Genomic DNA, 19781 nt, shown 5'->3' on the forward strand with positions numbered 1-19781 from the left:
ACAATGGCGAACCGAAAGACATACGACGTCACTGCTCGCAAAGATGGCCGTTGGTGGTTCGTGCAAGTACCTGAACTCGACACCGTGGGCCAGGCGCGCAGTGCGAGTGAGATCGAGGAAGTTGCTCGTGAGGTAATTGGACTTTGGCTGGACGTCGAGCCCCATTCGTTCGATGTTGCTCTCGATGTCGAGATACCGGGCGAAGCTCGCGTTTCGTGGGAACGAGCGAAAGCACTCGAGGCGGCAGCCCGCAAAGAAAGTGCGGAGGCGGCTGCCTACGCAAGACGAGCCGTCGCAAGCCTTCGCGCAGAAGGCCTCACCTACAAAGACGCCGGAATCGTGCTGGGGCTTTCGCCCCAACGTGTGCAACAACTCAGCAAGGCCGAGAACGCCGACGCGCTGCAGAAGAGCGCCTAGCTCCGAGCGTTGACTGAGAAAGGGTCAAGAACAATGAGCATGCACAACCCTCCCCACCCCGGCCTGTTGCTGGAGGATTACCTCGGCGACATCAGCATCGCCGAAGCCGCTCGACGACTTAGCGTTACGCGGGCGACTCTTTCGCGCATCCGCAACGGTCATGCATCAGTCACAGCGGACATGGCTGTGCGCCTCGGAATCTTGCTCGGCACCAGCGCAGAGCTGTGGCTCGGCATGCAGACCAGCTACGACCTGTGGAACGAGCGCCAGAAACCACAGCCCAACGTTGTGCCGATAGCGAGTTGACCTCGTGGTCGCCGCTCGTACTCCTGGAGCGGCACCCAAGAATCTGGCAGTGAGTGTGACTTCGCTTCCCTCGGAATTGTCAATCACGAGGTTCTTCCGGCTCGCTTGGTAGCGAGAACCGATCTGAACCCTGCTCGCTCAGGTATGTCAAAACTATACTAATTTTGGTATAGTTTTGGCACGGAGGAACCATGACTTTGCGAACAGAACTCTGGCCAATCGCCACGACACAGTACGGATTCGTCACCACTCAGGATGCACGAGAGCTGGGTTTCTCGGCAGTGGAACTAGCCAAGCTTGCATCACGGGCGAGGCTGGAACGCGTCTCGCACGGGCTCTATCGGTTTCCGGAGCTCCCTCAAACTGAGCGCGACGACTACATGCGCGCAGTGCTGGCGACAGGGGCGCCTGACGCGATCCTCTCCCACGACACGGCGCTGCTCGTGCACGACCTCTGCGACATTAACCCTGAGGTTATCCACGTCAATGTCGGAAAGCATCGTGTCCGTAGAAGCATCACTGGTGTACAGCTGCATAGCGATCACATTTCGCCAGGGGAACGAACCTGGTGGGAAGGGATTCCTGTCGTCACGGTGCTCACGGCGATCGCGCAAGGCATCGCGACAAAGGTGCCACGGCATCTTCTCCAGCAGGCAATCGAAGCGGCGCGTGCGCGGGGGCAACTGACAGCCGCAGAACTGAGCGAGTTGGAGACCAACCTGTGACCGGCGCCTTCCACGGCCTACCTCCACGTGAGGCGCCACCCAAGAACACAGCAGCTCTCAACTCGTTTCTCAACACGGCCGCAAAGAAGACTGATCAGGCAGTTGACCGTCTCGGCTGGCTCGCCGGATCGGTGATCGTGATGGCGGTGCTGCAAAGAGCATTAGGCTCCGACGGCCGCCCAGAATTCCTGATCAAAGGTGGTGCCTACCTAGAGCATCGGTTGGAAATCGGCGCGCGAGCAACGAAGGATGTGGACACTGTCTACAGGGGTGCAATCGCGGAGTTTGAGACCGCCCTCGACGCGGCGCTCGCGGAACCTTGGGAGCCGTTCGAGTTAGTCCGAACTGAGATTGAGGTCGTCGAGAACGCCCGCACCACAAACAAACCTCGGCGCTTTCACATCCAACTCAAAATTCGTGGCCAAGTTTTTCGCAAGATCAAAGTGGAAGTCTCGTTCTCAGAGGGCAAAATGGGCGAGGAGGATGAACGCTTCACAGCGCCTGATCTGAGTGCGCTTGGGCTCGGCGTTCCTAACGACATCGCTGGAATAACCATGGCGTACCAAGTCGCACGAAAAATTCATGCCTGCACTGACCCGGATGATCCAGCGCCGGAAGGTAATGGCAAACCATTCTTGAACGACAGAGTGCGAGACACAGTAGACCTGCTGTTGCTTCGCGACGCTTTCTTTCCCGCCGGAAGCGAACTCACCACGGTGAGAGTGGCTGTCGAGCACGTATTTGAGGCGCGCGCGATCGAAGCTGAAAAGCTCGGGCTTAAGCCGCGCGCATGGCCGCCGGAGCTCATAGCGTGGCAAAGTTGGGCAGAGGGGTGGCAAAAACCTGCTGATCAAGCAGGAGTCAGCATCGGTCTTGCCGAGGCGCTGGCAACGCTCAACGAGTGGGTCGGAGAGATAGCGCGCAGCCCGGCACAGTAGCGTTGAACCATGACGGTACTCACCCCTGCACTGCTTGACCGCATCCGTTCGCGCGCCGCACGCTACGACCGCGAGAACATCTTCTTCACCGAAGACCTGCAAGAGTTGCGTGCGGTCGGCTACCTCAAGCCGCGCAGCCTGCGCGAACTCTCTGACGACCAACGGCTCCTCGCGGCCTACGCTCCCGCCACCGCCCTCGGCATCAACATGCACCTCGTCTGGATCGGCGTCGCCTGGGCCCTCCACGAACGCGGCGACACCAGCCTCGACTGGCTACTCACGGATGCCGAAGCCGGCGAAGTGTTCGCCTTCGGCCTCAGTGAACCCGGCAACGACCTGGTCATGTGGGACTCCCTCACCACCGCCGAAACCGTCGAAGGCGGTTACACGTTCACCGGCACGAAGGTCTCCACCTCGCTATCGCCCGCCTGGACCCAGCTGGGAACCTTCGGCAAACACACCGCCGCTGACGGCACCGAAACCCTCGTTCACGGTTTCATCTCCCGCGATAACCCCGGATGGCGCTCCCTCAACGACTGGGACACCCTCGGAATGCGGGCCAGCCAAAGCCACACCACCGTGCTCGACGGCGCCTACGTACCCGCCAACCGTGTCGCCAGGGTGCTCCCCATCGGCCCCAACGCTGACCCCTTCATCTTTGCGATCTTTGCCAACTTCTTATCCCTCATCGCCTCCGTTTACGCCGGCATCGCCGACCGCGCCCTCGAACTCGGAGTCGAAGCACTGCAGACGCGCAGCTCGGCAATAACCGGCGACCAGTACTCCGAGAATCCTGACCTGCGCTGGCGCATGGCCGACGCGGCACTCGCCCTCGACGCCCTCGAGCCCCAAATCCACAGCGTCGTCGACGACGTAGACGCCCTCATCGATCACGGCATAGGGTGGTTCCGCAAACTCACCGGCCTCAAACATCGCAGCGTCGAAACCTCCCGCCACGTCGTCGAACAAGTCATGCGCTCGGCGGGGGCTGGCGCATTCCGCAGCACCAGCGAACTCGCCCGCCTCCAGCGCGACGTCTTGGCAGGCATCTACCACCCGTCAAACCCAGAGTCAGTGCATCGCACCGTTGCGGGCGACCTGTTCGGCAGTTAGACCGCTAACCCAGCAGAGTTAGAGAGCGCCAACCTGCTCGCGCGCACCCAACCGCACACTCACATCCGAGTCGCGACGCTCATCCGCATGGTGACTCACCAACACAACAATCTTGTCGGCCAACGCCACTCGCAAGTCGGCGATGAGCTGCTCCGCACTCGCCGCATCCAAGTGAGCAGTCGGCTCATCCAGCAGCACAACGTCGGCACGAGTCAGCAGAGTGCGGGCGACCGCGAGACGCTGCCGCTCACCACCCGACAGACTCTTGCCGGCCGACCCGACCCTCGTATCCAACCCATAATTGAGCGAATCAAACAGCGGACCAAGACCCACCTGACGCAGAACCTCAACGAGTTCCTGCTCGGTGGGCTGATCGTCGTGGGCACGCCCCAGCAACAGATTGGCCCGGATCGTTGAATCAAACAGGTGCGACTCCTGCGGGCACCACGTCACTGCCTGACGCAACTGCTCAGCCGAAAGCCCCCCCGAATCGATGCCGTTGAGCGCCCACGAACCCGCCGCTGGCGACAGGTAGCCGAGCAACGCCGCCAGCAGTGTCGACTTTCCGGAACCCGAAGGCCCCTCGACCACCAACCAGTCACCGCGCTCTGCCCGAGCCGACACGTTCGAGAACGCCAAAGCAGTGCTCTGGGGCCAGCGGATGCCGAGCTCCTGCAACTCCAGAATCGTCACGTCGCCCAATGGCTGGGTGGCGCTCGCACCAATCACGTCGCGTTCGCGACCAGTGTCGCCCGCGGTCACCCCGCGCACCTTCGCCAACGCCGCACTGAGTGCCGGCCACTGCTGCACCGAGTCGACGAAAGCGATAAGGGAGTCAACGAGGCCGAGGGGGATCAGCACGAGCACGGCAACGATGCCGATCGGGAGCGTTCCGGTGGCAACCGCGGGCGCGGCGACCGTGAGCATCGCAACGGCAGTCACCGAGCAGGCGAGCACGACAACAGCGTTGCCGAGTCCGAGGGCGCGAGCGCTGCGGCGAGAGAGTGCGCCGGCTTCGGCGTCGATGTGATCGAGACGGACGAGCATCCGACTACCAACACCGTTAGCTCGCAAATCTGATGCGGCGCCGGTGAGTGCGGCGAACGAACGCAACACGCGAGACTGCACCTCGGTGATGCGACGGGCGGCGGAATGGTCGACCCATACCGCCACAAGGGGAGCAAGCACGAGGCCGAACGCGAGGCCTCCCAGCAGAATCGGAAGTGCAACCGGGTGCAGGGCAGCAACAGCGATGACCGCCGCCACCGATGTTCCGACAGCAACTGCGGGCGGCACGATCACGCGCGGAACCAGATCGCGCACCCGGTCAGCGGCAGCCACAAGATAGTCGAGCGCAACCCCGCCATTCGCCAGCGCCCGCGAACCCAGCGCCTGAGCGCCCAAACCATTCCACAGGGCCACCCGCAGTTCAACCACGGAACGCAACACTGCGCTGTGGGTCATCAGCCGTTCCGAATACCGCAGCCCCGCGCGACCCAAACCAAAGAACCGAACGCCAACAATTGCGACCAACAAATACATGATTGGCGGATGCTCGCTCGCCCGCACAATCAACCAGCCCGAGATCGCGGTCAACGAAATAGCGAACAGGCTCGCACCAATACCCAACAGGATCGCGGCTACGAGATTCCACGCCGAGGGACGCACAAACTCGAGGAGGCCGGCGAAGGTTGCGCGGGGAGAGACTGGCGCAACAGCTGCCGTGGCATCCAGCTCCATCACCGCGGTCACGGAAGAATCAACCACGGTGGCAGCGCGCGTGCCACCCGAAGTTCCCACCGGGATAACAACATCCGCGAGCCTCGCCATCCCCGACTCGTGGGACGCCACAATCACGGTCACCGGGCGCCCGCGCAGCTCAGCGATCGCCGTCTCCACCCGGTGAGCGGATGCTGGATCAAGGTGAGCGGTCGGCTCATCCAGCAGCAACAGGGTTGCGCCTGCTTCGACGCGCAGCAGCCCGCGCGCGACAGCAATGCGGCGCAACTCGCCCGGACTCACCTGGCGCGGATCGGCATCCGCAATCTCTGCCAACGAAAGTTCGAGCAACACCGATTTGATGGCCTGCTCGTCGTCGCTGTAGAGCCGCAACTCATCAATCACGGTGTCGGCAACGGTGTGCGGATGCTGCGGAACCCACGCGACGTGTTGCGGGTCGATGCCCCACACACTTCCGCCGCTGGGTTCGCGATTGCCGGCGAGCACCTCAAGAACACTGGACTTGCCGCTGCCGCTTGGCCCATCCAGCGCCGTAATGGTGCCGGGGCGGGCGAGAAAACTGAGCTGGTCAACGGTGGGAGCGGCACGACCGGGGTAGTCGATCGTGAGGTCGACTACACGAAAGCTGCCGTCGGGGCGACGGTGTTCGCGCGCTCGGGGAGTGTCAATGATGGCCCGTGCTCGACGAAGTGCGGTGAGTCCGTTTTCGGAGGAGTGGAATGCGGCACCCAGTTCACGGAATGGTGCAAAACATTCCGGTGCAAGTATGAGAGCGATGAGACCGATGGTGAGGGGCATTTGGTCGTTGACGAGACGCACACCAACGAAGACCGCCACCACCGCCACCGAGATTGTGGCGATGAGCTCAAGCACCAGTGATGACAGAAAAGCAGTACGCAGGGTTGCCATCGTCGTCGCACGATTCTCAACCGAAATTGCCCGCAACGCTCGGGACTGCTCAGCTACCCGACCCAGACCCACCAGAACAGGAAGGCCGCGCGCCAACTCCACCAGATGATCTGACAGGCGTTCGAGGCTCGCACTGGCCGCTTCCGCGCGCTCCCGCGTGTGACCGCCAACGAGAATCATGAAGACCGGAACGAGAGGCACGGTGAGAACAACAATGAGCGCGCTCACCCAGTCGACCGACAGGATGCGGAGCCCCACCAGCAGAGGAACCGTTGCGGTAGTGACGAGGGTCGGCAACACCACCCGGAAATAGTTATCGAGCTCATCGAGCCCCACCGTAGCGATCGCCGTGCTCGATCCGACCCGTGAGTCGCTTCCCGTGAGAACACGCTCCGCTAGCTCACGACGCAAAGACTCCTTCGCGCCGAGCGCCGCCCGGGTAGCGAAACTTTCCGTACCCCACGCAGTACCTGCGCGCAGCACTCCGGCGGCGACACCAAGCACAATCGCGAACTGCCACGCACGGGCATCCGACTCAATAACGCCGACAACACCGCGGGCGACCGCCTCGGCCATGAGCACAAGAGCAAGACCCTTGAGCGTTGCAAGCAGGCCCAGCCCGAACAGCGTGTGAACACCACCCGGCCCAAAACCGGCTGCGAGTCGTTCTCGGAGCTTCGCCTTCATACCCTCCATGGTGCCTTATCGAGCTGAGGGAACCGGGGCAACAGCTGGCTTCACCAGGTGTGCCTCAGGGATGTGGTGCTCGCTCATGCGCTTGCGGAACACCCAGTACGTGTAGCCCTGATAGAGGAATACCAGCGGCAGGCCGAAGGCGGTAACAACACTCATTACGCTCAAGGTGTACTCACCGCTAGCCGCGTTCGAGATCGTCAAGTTGAAGGCCGGATCAATCGTCGACGGAAGCACCACCGGATAAACAGCAGCGAAAATGGATGACGCACCCGCCAACAAGAACGCGGCAATCCCGATAAACGCGAATCCTTCACGCCCGGCACGAGCACTGAGCCACCCGAAGACGACCGCGATGACGGCGACAACAACAAGCGCCCACGTGATGGGGGTGCCGTTCTGGAGCTGCACGGCAAGCACCCAGCCGACGATGGGGAGTAGAGCGACGGGGCTCCAACGCACCAGGAAAGTGCGAGCACGAACACGAACTTCGCCGTCAGTCTTGAGGCCGAGGAAGGCGGAGGCGTGTACGAGGGCGAAACCAACGACGGCGAGGCCGCCAAGCACGGCGTAAGGGGTAAACCAGGCGAACGCGCCGCCGACCCGGTCACCATTTGCATCGATGGGGAGCCCTGTAGTGGTGAGGGCGAGTGCCGCACCGATACCGAAAGCTGAGCCCAGCGAGCCGAGACCGAGAGCACGGTCCCACCAGATGCGCCACCGCTCAGTGGAACCCTTGCCGCGGTACTCGATAGCGACAGCGCGGAAGATGAGACTCACAAGCACAATGGTTAGCGGGATGTAGAGCGCCGAGAACAACGATGCATACCAAAACGGGAATGCAGCGAAGGTGGCGGCGCCGGCCGTGATCAGCCACACCTCGTTACCATCCCAAACCGGACCGATGGCATTGAGCATGAGGCGGCGCTGCTTGTCACTGCGTGTACTGAAGAGCAGAAGCATCCCGACACCGAGGTCGAAGCCTTCGAGAAGGAGATAACCGATCCACAGGGCAGCGATCGCGATGAACCAGACGGTGGGAAGAAGTTCCATGAGTGGGTGTCCTTCTGGCTAGTAGGCGAACGCGAGAACGTCGTCGCGTTGGTCTGGTCGGTTGGGGTCGTCAGGGTTGGTGGGGTCATCGGCGGAACCACCGGTGCCCCCGTTGGTGCCATACGGGTGCGCTAGTTCCGGCATGGCCGAAGCAACACCACCGCGCACATACTTCATGAGAAGCCGGAACTCGACGACCAGAAGCGCGCCATAGACGAGCCCCAGTGAGACGAGCGAGAAGATGATCTCTTCACCGCTGACTCCCGGGGAGACTGCGGCAGCCGTGAACATGAACACACCATCAACTCCGCCCGGTGTGGGGTTCGGGGCAACCACGAAGGGCTGGCGGCCCATCTCGGTGAAGACCCAACCCGCGATGTTTGCGCCGAATGGAGCTGCGATGCTGGCGAGGGCGGTACCCATCATGAACTTGGACTGCGGAACGGTACCCTTTCGAACCATCCAGAGCGTGAGAGCCGCGAACGCCGCCGCGAGTGCACCGAAGCCGATCATCAGCCGGAAGCCCCAATAGGTGACCTCCATGATGGGCAGATAGTTGATTTCCTGACCAGCACGCTCACCGTAGAGCGGGTCGTTAGGCAGGTTGGTGCCGTACATCGCCTGGTACTCCGGGATGAGCGTGTTGACGCCCTTGATCTCGGTCTCGAAGTCACCGTGAGCAAGGAACGAGAGGATGCCGGGGATCTCGATGATTCCGACAACATCGTCACAGTTCTGCGAACCCAGGTTGCCAATCGACAGCACCGAGAAACTTGTACCGTCATAGCAGGCGGCCTCGGCAGCAGCCATCTTCATCGGCTGCTGCTCAAACATGAGCTTGGCCTGCACGTCACCCGTGATGGCGACACCACCGAATCCGACAATTGCTACAACAGCGGCGACGCGGATGCTCGTGATCCACACCGAATGGTCGGCGCGGTCGCGGCCAGGAATGCTGGCATTCTCGCCGACGACGACACGGCCCGCGGCATCCACGGAGTCGATTCCGTCACGGCGGCGCTGCCACAGCTGGTACCAAGAGATGCCGACAACAAAGCCAGCGCCGACCGCGAGTGCACCCATGATCGTGTGGGAGTAGGCGGCAAGGGCAGTGTTGTTGGTGAGCACGGCCCAGATGTCGGTCATGACGGGGCGGCCGTCGACAAGTTCGACACCCACCGGGTGCTGCATCCACGAGTTCGCGACGATGATGAAGAAGGCAGAAACGATGGAGCCGGCCACTGCGATCCAGAGGGCAGCAAGGTGGATTTTCTTGGGGAGGCGGTTCCAGCCAAAGATCCAGAGGCCAAGGAACGTTGATTCGAAGAAGAAGGCGAGCAAGCCCTCCATGGCGAGCGGTGCACCGAAGACGTCACCGACGAAACGAGAGTATTCGCTCCACGCCATGCCGAACTGGAATTCTTGAACGAGGCCGGTTGCGACACCCATGATGAAGTTGATGAGGTACAACTTGCCCCAGAACTTGGTCATTCGTAGCCACTTCTCGTCGCCCGTGCGCACCCACTGGGTTTGCATCAGGGCAACGACCGGGCCAAGGCCGAGCGTGAGCGGAACCATAACGAAGTGGTAGACGGTGGTAATACCGAACTGCCATCTGGCGATTTCTAGGGGATCCACTCCGTGCCTTCCAGTGCATTTTCTACGTCTTGTAGAACTATCTTGGCACAGTTGTTGAGCCAATTTCTACATGAGGTAGAATTGCTTCATGAACTCGTTAGGGGAACTGGAACGCAGCGTGATGGACGTGCTGTGGGCGGGCGGTGAAAGCCTTTCTGCGTACGACATTCAGGCCAAGCTTGCCGAGCCCCAAGACTCGGGCCGCGAGCTCGCGGCCACCACCATTCTGACCGTGCTATCGAGGCTCGAGAACAAGAACTTTGTGGTGCGAGAGCGCGACTCTCGCCCCCACCTGTATCGCGCCGCCGCCCGTCGCGAAGCTCATATGGCTGACCTCATGCACGAAGTTCTGGGTGGAGCAAGCGATCGCGCTGCAGTGCTCGAACGATTCGTCGGTCAAGTTTCGAGTGAAGAGGCTGACACTCTGCGCCGCATCCTCGCTGGGCGGTAGGGGTGATCGCTGCCGCCATCACGCTCGGCCTCGTCGCGGTACTGCTGGCGTGGCCTGTGCCCGCACTGCTCCCCGGCGCCGCGTGGGCGTATCGGCGACCGACCCTCGGACTGCTCGTCTGGCAACTCGTAGCACTCGTTGGTGGCATCAGCATGATCGGCTCACTAGTACTGCTCGGGGCCGCGACCTTCGCCACCGATCTAGCGGATGCCGCAAATGGCATCTGGGGGTTCGTCGCCGACAATGAATTGCCCGCCGGTGCCTCCGTATGGTCGCTGCTCGCGCTCTCGGGGGCCCTATTTCTTACCGTGCACCTTCTTCTCAACCTGCTGGTGACCGTTGTCTATGCCGAGAGGGAGCGCACTCGTCACGCCCAGCTGATTACCCTACTGAGCGAACCCATGTCGGACCGCCCGGGCACCCGGCTCATCGACACCCCGGCCCCAGTTGCCTACTGCCTGCCTGGTGCGCTCAGGTCGATTACCGTGCTGAGTGCGGGTCTCATCCAGTTGCTTGACGAGGACGAACTGCAGGCAGTGATCGAGCACGAACAGGCTCACGTGCGCCTTCGCCACGACATCGTTCTGATATTCTTCACGGCCTGGAAAGTGTCGCTGCCGTGGCTACCCACTGCACGCAATGCGTCTCGCGAAGTCGCACTCCTGCTGGAGATGCACGCCGACGACGACGCCCTCACCCGTGTTGGGCGCGGCAGCCTTGCCCGGGCGATCACGATTGTGTCGAAAGGCGGCTCGCTGCCGCAGCGCAACGAACTCTCCGCCACACTCCCAGAATCGACCCCGAAAGAGTTGCGCGCTCGCCTCTTACGGCTCGCCTAGGCTCAACAGCATGATCGCTCGCCCGATGAGATCCCGGCTCATAGTGGTTGTGACCTCAGTTCTCCTGATGTTGCTGGCCGCATGCTCAACCCCGCCCATTTTCGCGCAGGGAGCCGTTGCTGACTACCAGTTGGGTGGTGCTTACGAGCCGGCCGCCGAAGTTTCGATCGTGGTCCGCGATGCGGGAGAGCAACCAGTCAACGGGATATATTCCATTTGCTACATCAACGGTTTTCAGTCGCAGCCGGGGGAATCTTGGCCAACAAAACTGCTGCTGCGAGATGCCGCGGATGCCGCTGTGATCGATTCGAACTGGCCCGATGAAACCCTTCTTGATATTCGCAGTGCCGATAATCGTGTGGCTATAGCTGAACGGTTCAGGCCACTAGTCGCCCGGTGTGCTGACAAAGGTTTTGATGCGGTCGAGTTCGACAACCTCGATAGCTACACCCGATCCGGGGGGCTGCTCGACCGCGAGGATGCGATTGCGATGGCGACACTGTTGGTGAAAGCTGGGCATGAAGTAGGACTCGCAGTGGCCCAGAAGAACTCGGCGGGGCTGCTGGGGCAAGCGGCATCCGACATTGGGTTCGACTTTGTGATTGTGGAAGAGTGCGACCAGTTCTCTGAGTGCGCTGACTTCACTGATGCTTACGGTGACGCGGTGATTAACATCGAGTACACCGACGACCTGCGCCGGCCCTTTGCCGAAGTGTGCGCGGATGTCGCGACACCACTCATCACGATGCTGCGAGATCGCAACCTTACGCCGCCCGGCTCACCCGACTACGTTTTCGAGCGTTGCTAGCCGAGCACAGTTAGCCGAGCACAGTTAGCCGAGCACTGCTAACCGAGCACTGCTAGCCGAGCAGTGCTAGCGGAGCAGTGTTAACCGGGCGCTGCCCCTGCACACTGCTCGCCGTTCGACGGTGGGCACTCGAAGAGCGGCGTCGCGCAACATCTACGGGGTAACGCGCGGCCCGCGCCGGAACGCGAGCGGGAGGGTAAGGAGGGAGATGCCGGCGGCAACGAGCAGGGCTGTGGGGAATGAGAGCCCGGCGGCGAGAGTGCCGATGAGCACTGAGCCCACTGCGGTGCCCAAATCGAATCCGATGTTCCAGACGGCGCTTGCGGTGCCATACTGCTCTCGTTTTACGGCGGCAAGGGAGAGAAGAAGAGTCAGATTTTGGAGTCCGCCGAATGCGATGCCGACGAGAGTCAGCCCGGCGAGGAAGAGGAGAACGCTGGTGGCGTCAGGATTCTCGACCGCGATAGCGGTGACAATGAGTCCGACGACCGATACCAGAACGAGCGGCCACAGGAAGGGCTTGGCACCGAAGCGATCGGCCAAACCACCAATGCCCCACCGTGTCACTGCTGCACTGAACGTAAGCAGGGCGAGTCCACCAGCCGTCGCAGCTGGTGCTGAACTCATTTGTGGTGCGAAAGTAATGAGCGCACCGCCGGCCAGCGTGACTCCGCCCAAAAGGACCATGGGCCCTAGGAGGCTGCCTGCCAATAGTCGCCGCCCAGACCCGGTACTGTTCACCGTTGCTGTGGCACCGGTGGGCGGCTGAAGAGCGCGTTCGGCTTCCTGCTCGCGCAGAACACGGGCCAGTCGTGGGGCGGAACTGATGCCCAGAATCGGCAACGAACCGAGTGCAAAAATTGCCCAGAACCCTACTGACTCTGACAGCCACGGTCCCACGGGAATGAGAATCACTTGCGGCACCGCGATTGCCGCACCGTAGGCCCCGATGGCGGCACCGTGCTGCGCGCGAGGTACGAGATTGGCCACCACTGTGGATCCGGCAACGGTGAGTACACCGAAACCTATGCCCCGCACAATCGAGAGAAGCAGAATCCAACTCAGGTGGTCTGAGAGGAGAAACAGCAGCGGCGGCACCCCGAGAAGAGCCAGGCCGGCCGCCAGAACCCGACCGGTTCCGAGTCGGCTGAGTAGTCGGGGAACAAACGGTTGTGTCATCACCGTCGCCAGCAGCAGCACCCCATTGACAAGACCGGCACCGGCCTCATTCGCCCCGCCGTTGACCGCCCACAGTGGCACGACCGGCAGGAGGGCAGAAAATCCGGCAAATCCGGCGGCAGTGAGCACAAGAAGCGCCGGCATTCCGGGTGCCCGCCAGACTGGCTTGGGGGTTGGTGCGGGATGTTGGCTCACGGCATCCAACCCTATGCGAACCGCAACACCTCACCCTGCCAACCTGAACGGCACTATGCCCCACCCCAAACATCCCCGTGTCGGGTGTCGAGCCAGGCGCTGTTAGCGGCGCGGCACCAACCGCTGCAACTGCGTCACATGCTTGGGCTCCAGTTCTTCAATGCTGGTCACTTCGAGGAGCTTCATGGTGCGCACGATCTGATCCGAAAGGATCTCAATCGCGCGGTCGACGCCTTCTCGACCGCCCGCCATCAGTCCATAGAGGTAGGCGCGACCGATCAGAGTGAACTTCGCGCCGAGGGCCATCGACGCGACAATGTCGGCACCGTTCATGATTCCCGTGTCGACCATGACCTCAACGTCATCACCCACTTCGCGAACGACCTCGGGCAGCAAGTGGAAGGGAATGGGAGCGCGGTCGAGTTGACGACCACCGTGGTTGGAGAGCAGGATGCCATCAACACCAAGGTCAGCGAGTCGCTTGGAGTCTTCCAGGTTTTGCACCCCTTTTATGACGATCTTGCCTGGCCACATGTCGCGAATGATCTGCAGGTCGTCGTAGTTAATAGACGGGTCCATCGCGGAGTCGAGCAACTCACCGACGGTGCCACCGGTGGTGGCGAGCGAGGCGAATTCGAGAGGGGGAGTGGTGAGGAAGTCGAACCACCACCACGGGCGGGGGATCGCGTTCAGGATTGTTCCGGCGGTCAGCTGCGGCGGAATGGAGAAACCGTTGCGCTTGTCCCGAAGGCGCGCACCAGCAACGGGAGTGTCAACCGTGAACATGAGGGTGTCGTAGCCGGCGGCCGCCGCGCGCTCGACGAGTCCGTACGAGATCTCTCGCTGGCGCATCACGTACAACTGAAACCAGTTGCGGCCGTCAGGGTTTGTGGCTTTCACATCTTCAATGGATGTTGTCCCCAGTGTCGAGAGCGTGAACGGAATGCCTGCTGCCGCTGCGGCGCCCGCACCAGCGATCTCGCCCTGGGTCTGCATGAGGCGGGTGAATCCGGTGGGCGCGATACCGAATGGCATTGCGGAGGTGCCGCCCAACACTTTCGTGGTGGTGTCAACGTGGGAGGCGTCACGAAGGATCGACGGGTGGAACTCGATGTCTTCGAAGGCTTGGCGCGCACGGCTCAGTGAGATCTCGCTTTCGGCCGAGCCATCCGTGTAGTCGAACGCCGCTTTGGGGGTGCGGCGCTTGGCGATCGCTTTGAGGTCATAGATCGTGAGCGCACTGTCGAGGCGACGCTTCTTGCCGTTGAGTTCTGGTGCCTTGAACTTCATGAGCTTCGCAAGCTCGATGGGGTTCGGAAACTGACGCTTCTGCATGGTGTGCCTTTAGTTGGTGCTGGTGAGGTGGGTGAGGAGGCGATCGCGCGCCCCCACAATGTGTTCGCGGGTGAGGCGCTCAGCGGTGGCGGCATCCCCGGCGGTGATGGCATCGAGGATGCCCTGATGCTGGTCGGCCACCTCGTGGGCGGTGAGCAGGTGAGCTGATTGAACCTGCCCGATGCACAACTCGATTTCGCCCATCAGCAGTTCGTGCATTCGGGTGAGACGGGAGCTGGGTTGTCCGGCGACGAGCGCACGGTGGAACTGGATGTCGTCGTCGGCGAATTCATCCGAGCCAGATAGCAGCGAGTGGTGGGCTTGCAACGCGGCTGCCGGAATCGTGCCGTGTGTGGTGAGCGCCGCGATTGCCGCGCCTTCAACGATCGCTCGGTTGGTGAAGAGGTCGTTCACGTCGTTGCTGCTGAGGCGCGGAACTCGTGCGGCTTGGTGCGGTTCGCGTCGCAGCAGGCCATCGGCGACGAGTCGATCGATGGCGATGCGCGCGGTGGGGCGGGCGACGCCGAAGCGCAGGGCGATAGCTGACTCGGTGACGGTCGCGCCGGGAGTGATGATCGCAGCGATGACGTCGGCACGCAGCTCAGCGTAGATCGCGTCGGGACGGATGGGCTCCGCGTGTTCTGTATCCGGGACCAGCCTCATTATAGCTCTCTCTCCATGTAGATTGTATAGCAATCTACTATATTGCTATACAATTCGGCAACGAGAAGTGGAGCCCTCCTAGTTAGCGCGCCTCAACCACCACGTACGCGAGTGGTTCTCCGGCGAGAAGCCGTCGGGCCTGCTCACGAACCACGGCATCCACTCGGCCGTGCATTGCTGAGGTATAGCCGCCGATGTGTGGGGTGATGGTGATTCCGGGCGTCGACCACAGCTTGTGGTCTGACGGCAGCGGTTCGGGGTCGGTGACATCAAGCGCCGCCCGAATGTGACCAGCGGATGCCGCAGCAATCAGCGCGTCAGTGTCAACAATTTTGCCGCGAGAGACATTCACGAGCAGAGCTCCGGGCTTCATCGCCTCCAGAAACTCCGCGTCAACGAGTCGCGTCGTGTCGTCGCTGAGGGGCACGGCGATTGCTACAACGTCAGCCTTCGCGAGCAACGAGGGCAGAGCATCCATCGACTGGACGGCACCACGTGCGTCGCTGCGGTTGGTGCGAGCGACGCGCACGACGTTCGCCTCGAACGGGGCAAGCTTGTCGGCGATCTGATTGCCGACGCCACCCGCACCGACAATGATCACCGTGCTGCCGGCCACTCCGATGAATTCGTGCTGGTTCCACGTGCCAGTCTGTTGGTTGGCGAAGTGTTCGGGAAACCCGCGCTGTTCGGCAATGATCATCCCCACTGCCAGCTCGGCAGTCGACGCCTCATGCACGCCGACCGCGTTGCAGTAGGTGATACCCGCAGGAAGCCAATCGGTGACCCCGTCATAGCCGAGCGACTGCGATTGCAGAGCCGCGACATCCAGACCCTCAAAGCTGCCCAGTTCGTTGGCTGAGCCCAAGTAACCGAGCACAGCAAGATCAACGTGCTGCGGGGGAGCGCCATCATGTGCACCCCACACAATCAGATTCACCTCGGGCAGTTGCGCCTCAAGTCGGTCGCGCATGTGCTGGTCGGGAAGAGCAATGGTGATCATCACGCAAATCTACTCCAGCCTCTCGCGCCGACGAGCTGCCCGCCCAACCCAGCTGCCCGCCCTACTGAGCTGCCCGCCGAACGGCACCCTCCCACTATGCTTTCGCCCACAAGCACTTTCACTCTGGAGAAGGGAAGATCATGGCGCGCTGGCCCGTGTTGCCCCGGGAATCCGAGCGGGATGCTGTGGTGAACGCCCTGCGCGGCCCACGCTCGCGATCGGTAATGTTGCGCGGACCCAGCGGTGTCGGCAAGACCACACTGGGTGCCCACATCTCACACGTGCTGCGCGCCGATGGTCGCACCGTGGTTCCCGTGATCGGCCTCGTCGAGCTCGCCGAAATTCCCCTCGGCGCCCTCGCCCCCGTGCTGGCAAGCGCCGGCAGGGTAGGCCTCGAAAGTGTGAGCGACCGGGTTCAAGCACTCGTCGCCGTCGTCGGCGAGAACCCGGCCAAGTTCGTTCTGGTTATCGACGATGCCCCACTTTTGGATGCCGTATCCGCCGGCGTGCTCTACCAACTGGTGCGCGTCTTCGGCGTCACCACTCTGCTCACCGCTCGCGACTCCCACGAAGTCTCCGGCCCCCTCGCCCGCCTCCTGCACGAAGACCTCATCGACATTGTGGAACTCGACGGGTTGAGCCTGGAACACAGTCAGTCGATCCTCCAACAGTATTTGGGCGGAACACTGCGCCCCGAAAGCCTGCGCGCCCTGTTCGAGGCGAGCCGCGGCAACCCACTGATGCTGCGCGAACTCATCTTTGCGGCGGCGCGGGCTGGCGGCATCCACAGTGGAGATTTTGGTGTTGAAGTGTCGGTGGCGACGCTGCCTAAGCATGTGCGGGCCACGATTGCTGAACGCCTGCTGCAGTTGAGCGACGACGAACGACGACTGGCTCAACTAATTGCGATCGCCCAGCCCATTCCGGAGGCGGCGATTCGGCCGGAGGAGACAGACGTGCTCGCCCGCCTCACAATTGACGGCGTCGTTGAGGCCACGAGTGGCGATGCGATTCCCTCGGTGTGGCTGGCGCATCCGCTATTTGCTGAAGCACTCGTCGGTGAGCTTTCTCGAGCCGAACGAGCCGAGATCATTCAGGAGGTCGCCGCCCGATTGACGCCGATGGGTGATCAACAGCTGCGCTTTACCGCAACAGTTCTGCTGACGACGACCGATGCGGTGATCGATAATGATGAGCTCGATTGGGCGGCGAACTATGCGCACGCTGCGGGAGACCACGCCATGGCGGCCACTCTGGCTGAGCGTGCCCAAGAGGTAGAACGGCGCTTCGCTCCCGAGTTGGTGTTAGCCAGTGCGCTTTCGGCTCTTGCGGAATCTGAGCGGGCATCGCACGTTTTCGAGTCGACCATTAGCTTGGCTGCCGGAGATGAACAGCGTGCCATTGCTCTTGCTCGGTGGGGTCAGCATGTCGTCTATCGACTGGCTCGCCCGGCCGATGCGGTCACGCGCGTGCTCGCCGAGCTTGGGGAGTTGGATGCGCGAGCACAATCAGTGCTGCGACCCGAACTGGCCAAATGGCAGCTGATGACCGGCGACGCAACTGCCCTCAGCGATGTGGCTGATCCGGTGGTGCTCGATGGTGGGCTTGGCGCGGTTAATGCGGGCCTCACGGCGGCAATGATGGCCACCATGATGGGCAATCCCGAGGAAGCCTTTCACGCGATCAACCAGACTCGACCACTGGCCGAAGCGTTCCGTTTCGAAGCACCCTTTGCGGGCGCACTGCTCGATCTCTCCGAGTTTCTGGCGCTCGTCGCTTCAGCAGACATTGTGCGCGCCAGCGAATTCGCGGCCCAACGCCGACTCGATCGTTTTGCGGATTCCGCCGGAGTCTGGTCGTATGCCCTCGCCATTGTGCGCCTGCACGACGGCAAGCTGAACGAAGCAAGCACGCTGGCATCACTCGCCGTTGAGCAACTGCGCTGGCGAGACTTCACCGGACTGCTCGGCACAGCCCTAGCCCTCCACGCCACCATTGAAGCGCAACGCGGTGACCCACACACCGCACGACTCCTGTTTAACGAAGTGACTCCCGAGCAAGCCAGCGATGCCAAGGTGATCCTGCAGCGTGCCGAATGCGAAGCGTGGCTCCTTGCCGCCGACGGTCGGCCCGACGATGCCGCAGCGGTAATCGTGGCTGCGGTTGCAGAAGGAATCACCCTCGGTCATTTCTTACTCAGTGCGCTCACCCTCACCGTGGCACTGCGTATCGGCCAACCAGAAGCCGCGAGCGAACAGCTTGACCTACTCACGCAACTCTCGCCTGCACCGCTGATTGCCCGCATCCGCGAATGGGGAGAAGCATCAGCCGCTCGGGATGTCACCCGCCTGTGCGAGCTGGCACCCACGTTGGCTGCGTCTGGGGTGGCGGCGCTCGCAGTCGACGGTTTGCTCGCGGGGGCTCAGTCCGCGGCCAAAACTGACCGGCGAGAGTTGGAGCGCAAAGCCACCCTCGCGGCGCGGCGCCTCGCCGCCGACATGGATCACGTGCCCTCCGCGAATGGCGGTGATGAACTCACCGAACGTGAGTGGATGATCGCCCGCGCAGCTGCTGGCCGTAAACGCAGTCGGGAGATCGGCCAGCAGCTGGGGCTGTCAGTTCGAACCGTGGACAACCATTTGGCTCGCATTTATCGCAAGTTGGGTGTCACCGGCCGGGTTGAGTTGGAGCACGTGCTCGAAGAGTTGTAGCGCGCCACGGTGAGGCACGTTTTACTCGCCAGTCGGGCCAGCGGAGATGTTTACGGTCGCTGTGCCCTCATCGTCTTCACCCCAGCTGTACTGGACTACCCAGCCGTCACTTTGAAGTCCGTAAGCGTAGGCGCCTTCGCCGAGGGATATCTCAGAGGTCATCTCATAGCCGCTAGCAAGAAGCTTTTCGTATCCGGCCTGAGCATTGTCGGGGCTGCCGACGGTGATCGTGGCACTGTAACTTCCCCCAACCGCTAGGGAGAAGACGATGGCGCCATCCGGCACGGGCACTTCCGCCGGCCACGAATCAGGTAGTGACCCTCCCGTGCCGTCGGGACTGACATCGACGTCGACGCCGGTCGAGCCTTCGATGACATTCTCCACGGTGCCCTCGATGAGACCGTTCGCCAGATTCTCGAGTGGGTTGCTGAAGCAACCGGACAGCGACACGGTAATGCCGGCGGCAATGACTAGGGTAATTGTGCTTCTCAGGGTGCGCTGCGATGTGATCATGAGCCCAGTAAAGCGCTCGCACTCTAGTCAGCGCGTGAGTAAAAACTACCTAGCAGTGGCAGCATTCTCCGACCCCACTCAAGCACTCAGAGCAACAGGGGTAGCCTTAACCCATGCCACTTACCGGAGAATACGAACCCAGCACCTCAGAGTGGGCCCGCAATCAGGCCGACACTTTCGAAGCCAGCAACGGCCACGAAGGCAACCTCATGCGCGGGATGCCCGTGATTGTGTTGACCACGGTCGGTGCCAAATCGGGCAAGCTGCGCAAGACCGCCCTCATGCGAGTGGAACACGACGGCAACTATGCCGTTGTAGCGTCGCTGGGCGGTGCGCCGAAGCATCCGGTCTGGTATTTCAACATCGTGGCTCACCCGCACGTTGAATTGCATGATGTGGGCTTCAAGGGTGACTTTATCGCCCGCGAAGTCACCGGAGATGAGAAGGCGCTCTGGTGGGAGCGCTCTGTTGCCGCCTTCCCCGACTACGCGGATTACCAAGCTAAGACAGAGCGCCAGATTCCCGTTTTCGTTGTGGAGCCCCTCACGAGTTAGA

The 19781-nt window shown here is 62.0% G+C and carries 18 protein-coding genes; 10 read left to right on the forward strand and 8 right to left on the reverse strand.

All coding sequences use genetic code 11. The features are described from left to right. The first annotated feature begins 3 nt into the window (after positions 1–3). The 5 genes from AADH44_RS00825 to AADH44_RS00845 all read left to right on the forward strand — a co-directional run bounded on the left by AADH44_RS00825 (position 4) and on the right by AADH44_RS00845 (position 3499). The gene (locus tag AADH44_RS00825; protein WP_341953492.1) at positions 4–417 is read left to right on the forward strand and encodes an antitoxin HicB; all 414 of its coding nucleotides are present in this window, start codon (positions 4–6) and stop codon (positions 415–417) included. 33 nt (positions 418–450) lie between these two features. Next, positions 451–723, forward strand: coding sequence for a HigA family addiction module antitoxin (locus AADH44_RS00830; RefSeq protein WP_341953493.1), 273 nt, complete (start codon positions 451–453; stop codon positions 721–723). Between the two features lie 191 nt (positions 724–914). Then, the gene (locus AADH44_RS00835; protein WP_341953495.1) at positions 915–1448 is read left to right on the forward strand and encodes a type IV toxin-antitoxin system AbiEi family antitoxin domain-containing protein; all 534 of its coding nucleotides are present in this window, start codon (positions 915–917) and stop codon (positions 1446–1448) included. After that, positions 1445–2386: a nucleotidyl transferase AbiEii/AbiGii toxin family protein gene (locus tag AADH44_RS00840; RefSeq protein ID WP_341953496.1), complete on the forward strand. Its 942-nt coding sequence runs from the start codon at positions 1445–1447 to the stop codon at positions 2384–2386. Before AADH44_RS00835 ends, AADH44_RS00840 begins: the two co-directional genes overlap by 4 nt. Before the next feature lie 9 nt (positions 2387–2395). Beyond that, positions 2396–3499: an acyl-CoA dehydrogenase family protein gene (locus tag AADH44_RS00845; RefSeq protein WP_341953497.1), complete on the forward strand. Its 1104-nt coding sequence runs from the start codon at positions 2396–2398 to the stop codon at positions 3497–3499. An 18-nt stretch (positions 3500–3517) separates the two neighbouring features. On the opposite strand, the gene cydC is transcribed toward AADH44_RS00845, so the two are convergent. From cydC to AADH44_RS00860, 3 genes are read right to left on the reverse strand one after another with little or no spacing between them, the layout of a single operon-like run. Beyond that, entirely contained in the window at positions 3518–6835 is a 3318-nt protein-coding gene (cydC, locus tag AADH44_RS00850; protein WP_341953498.1) for a thiol reductant ABC exporter subunit CydC, read from the reverse strand. A 15-nt stretch (positions 6836–6850) separates the two neighbouring features. Next, the gene (gene cydB, locus AADH44_RS00855; RefSeq protein ID WP_341953499.1) at positions 6851–7894 is read right to left on the reverse strand and encodes a cytochrome d ubiquinol oxidase subunit II; all 1044 of its coding nucleotides are present in this window, start codon (positions 7892–7894) and stop codon (positions 6851–6853) included. A gap of 18 nt (positions 7895–7912) precedes the next feature. Beyond that, a complete protein-coding gene (locus tag AADH44_RS00860) occupies positions 7913–9532 on the reverse strand; it encodes a cytochrome ubiquinol oxidase subunit I (RefSeq protein WP_341953500.1) in 1620 nt (539 codons plus the stop codon). An 88-nt stretch (positions 9533–9620) separates the two neighbouring features. On the opposite strand from AADH44_RS00860, the gene AADH44_RS00865 reads away from it, so the two are divergent. Genes AADH44_RS00865 through AADH44_RS00875 form a run of 3 tightly spaced genes read left to right on the forward strand, consistent with a single transcriptional unit; the run spans position 9621 to position 11630 of the window. Beyond that, positions 9621–9983, forward strand: a complete 363-nt coding sequence (locus AADH44_RS00865) for a BlaI/MecI/CopY family transcriptional regulator (protein WP_341953501.1) — start codon at positions 9621–9623, stop codon at positions 9981–9983. 2 nt (positions 9984–9985) lie between these two features. Beyond that, positions 9986–10822 (forward strand): M56 family metallopeptidase, encoded by an 837-nt coding sequence (locus AADH44_RS00870; protein WP_341953503.1) that lies wholly within the window; start codon positions 9986–9988, stop codon positions 10820–10822. 10 nt (positions 10823–10832) lie between these two features. Beyond that, positions 10833–11630 carry an endo alpha-1,4 polygalactosaminidase gene (locus AADH44_RS00875; protein ID WP_341953505.1) on the forward strand — a complete coding sequence of 266 codons (798 nt, stop codon included), beginning with the start codon at positions 10833–10835 and terminating at the stop codon, positions 11628–11630. A gap of 153 nt (positions 11631–11783) precedes the next feature. Here AADH44_RS00875 and AADH44_RS00880 read toward each other — a convergent pair whose 3' ends face one another. The 4 genes from AADH44_RS00880 to AADH44_RS00895 form a co-directional block, all read right to left on the reverse strand. Then, the gene (locus tag AADH44_RS00880; protein WP_341953507.1) at positions 11784–13004 is read right to left on the reverse strand and encodes an MFS transporter; all 1221 of its coding nucleotides are present in this window, start codon (positions 13002–13004) and stop codon (positions 11784–11786) included. 102 nt (positions 13005–13106) lie between these two features. Beyond that, positions 13107–14339, reverse strand: coding sequence for an alpha-hydroxy acid oxidase (locus AADH44_RS00885; RefSeq protein ID WP_341953509.1), 1233 nt, complete (start codon positions 14337–14339; stop codon positions 13107–13109). A gap of 9 nt (positions 14340–14348) precedes the next feature. Beyond that, positions 14349–15002: a GntR family transcriptional regulator gene (locus AADH44_RS00890; protein ID WP_341953511.1), complete on the reverse strand. Its 654-nt coding sequence runs from the start codon at positions 15000–15002 to the stop codon at positions 14349–14351. A gap of 82 nt (positions 15003–15084) precedes the next feature. Beyond that, positions 15085–16002, reverse strand: a complete 918-nt coding sequence (locus AADH44_RS00895; protein ID WP_341955021.1) for a 2-hydroxyacid dehydrogenase — start codon at positions 16000–16002, stop codon at positions 15085–15087. 140 nt (positions 16003–16142) lie between these two features. Between AADH44_RS00895 and AADH44_RS00900 the strand changes: the two genes are divergently transcribed. Then, a complete protein-coding gene (locus AADH44_RS00900; protein WP_341953513.1) occupies positions 16143–18713 on the forward strand; it encodes a LuxR C-terminal-related transcriptional regulator in 2571 nt (856 codons plus the stop codon). A gap of 21 nt (positions 18714–18734) precedes the next feature. Here AADH44_RS00900 and AADH44_RS00905 read toward each other — a convergent pair whose 3' ends face one another. Continuing rightward, entirely contained in the window at positions 18735–19226 is a 492-nt protein-coding gene (locus tag AADH44_RS00905; RefSeq protein WP_341953514.1) for a hypothetical protein, read from the reverse strand. Positions 19227–19339: 113 nt separating this feature from the next. Here AADH44_RS00905 and AADH44_RS00910 point away from each other — a divergent pair, with 113 nt between their 5' ends. After that, positions 19340–19780 (forward strand): nitroreductase family deazaflavin-dependent oxidoreductase, encoded by a 441-nt coding sequence (locus tag AADH44_RS00910; RefSeq protein WP_341953515.1) that lies wholly within the window; start codon positions 19340–19342, stop codon positions 19778–19780. Position 19781 lies beyond the last annotated feature (1 nt).

Origin of the sequence: Salinibacterium sp. TMP30 (assembly GCF_038397785.1) — a bacterium.
In the GTDB taxonomy this organism is placed as follows: domain Bacteria; phylum Actinomycetota; class Actinomycetes; order Actinomycetales; family Microbacteriaceae; genus Rhodoglobus.

Coding starts and splice junctions, on each gene's coding strand:
- AADH44_RS00825 (WP_341953492.1), top strand. CDS start 4: ATGGCGAACCGAAAGACATACGACGTCACTGCTCGCAAAGATGGCCGT.
- AADH44_RS00830 (WP_341953493.1), top strand. CDS start 451: ATGAGCATGCACAACCCTCCCCACCCCGGCCTGTTGCTGGAGGATTAC.
- AADH44_RS00835 (WP_341953495.1), top strand. CDS start 915: ATGACTTTGCGAACAGAACTCTGGCCAATCGCCACGACACAGTACGGA.
- AADH44_RS00845 (WP_341953497.1), top strand. CDS start 2,396: ATGACGGTACTCACCCCTGCACTGCTTGACCGCATCCGTTCGCGCGCC.
- cydC (WP_341953498.1), bottom strand. CDS start 6,835: ATGAAGGCGAAGCTCCGAGAACGACTCGCAGCCGGTTTTGGGCCGGGT.
- cydB (WP_341953499.1), bottom strand. CDS start 7,894: ATGGAACTTCTTCCCACCGTCTGGTTCATCGCGATCGCTGCCCTGTGG.
- AADH44_RS00865 (WP_341953501.1), top strand. CDS start 9,621: ATGAACTCGTTAGGGGAACTGGAACGCAGCGTGATGGACGTGCTGTGG.
- AADH44_RS00875 (WP_341953505.1), top strand. CDS start 10,833: ATGATCGCTCGCCCGATGAGATCCCGGCTCATAGTGGTTGTGACCTCA.
- AADH44_RS00885 (WP_341953509.1), bottom strand. CDS start 14,339: ATGCAGAAGCGTCAGTTTCCGAACCCCATCGAGCTTGCGAAGCTCATG.
- AADH44_RS00890 (WP_341953511.1), bottom strand. CDS start 15,002: ATGAGGCTGGTCCCGGATACAGAACACGCGGAGCCCATCCGTCCCGAC.
- AADH44_RS00895 (WP_341955021.1), bottom strand. CDS start 16,002: ATGATCACCATTGCTCTTCCCGACCAGCACATGCGCGACCGACTTGAG.
- AADH44_RS00900 (WP_341953513.1), top strand. CDS start 16,143: ATGGCGCGCTGGCCCGTGTTGCCCCGGGAATCCGAGCGGGATGCTGTG.
- AADH44_RS00905 (WP_341953514.1), bottom strand. CDS start 19,226: ATGATCACATCGCAGCGCACCCTGAGAAGCACAATTACCCTAGTCATT.
- AADH44_RS00910 (WP_341953515.1), top strand. CDS start 19,340: ATGCCACTTACCGGAGAATACGAACCCAGCACCTCAGAGTGGGCCCGC.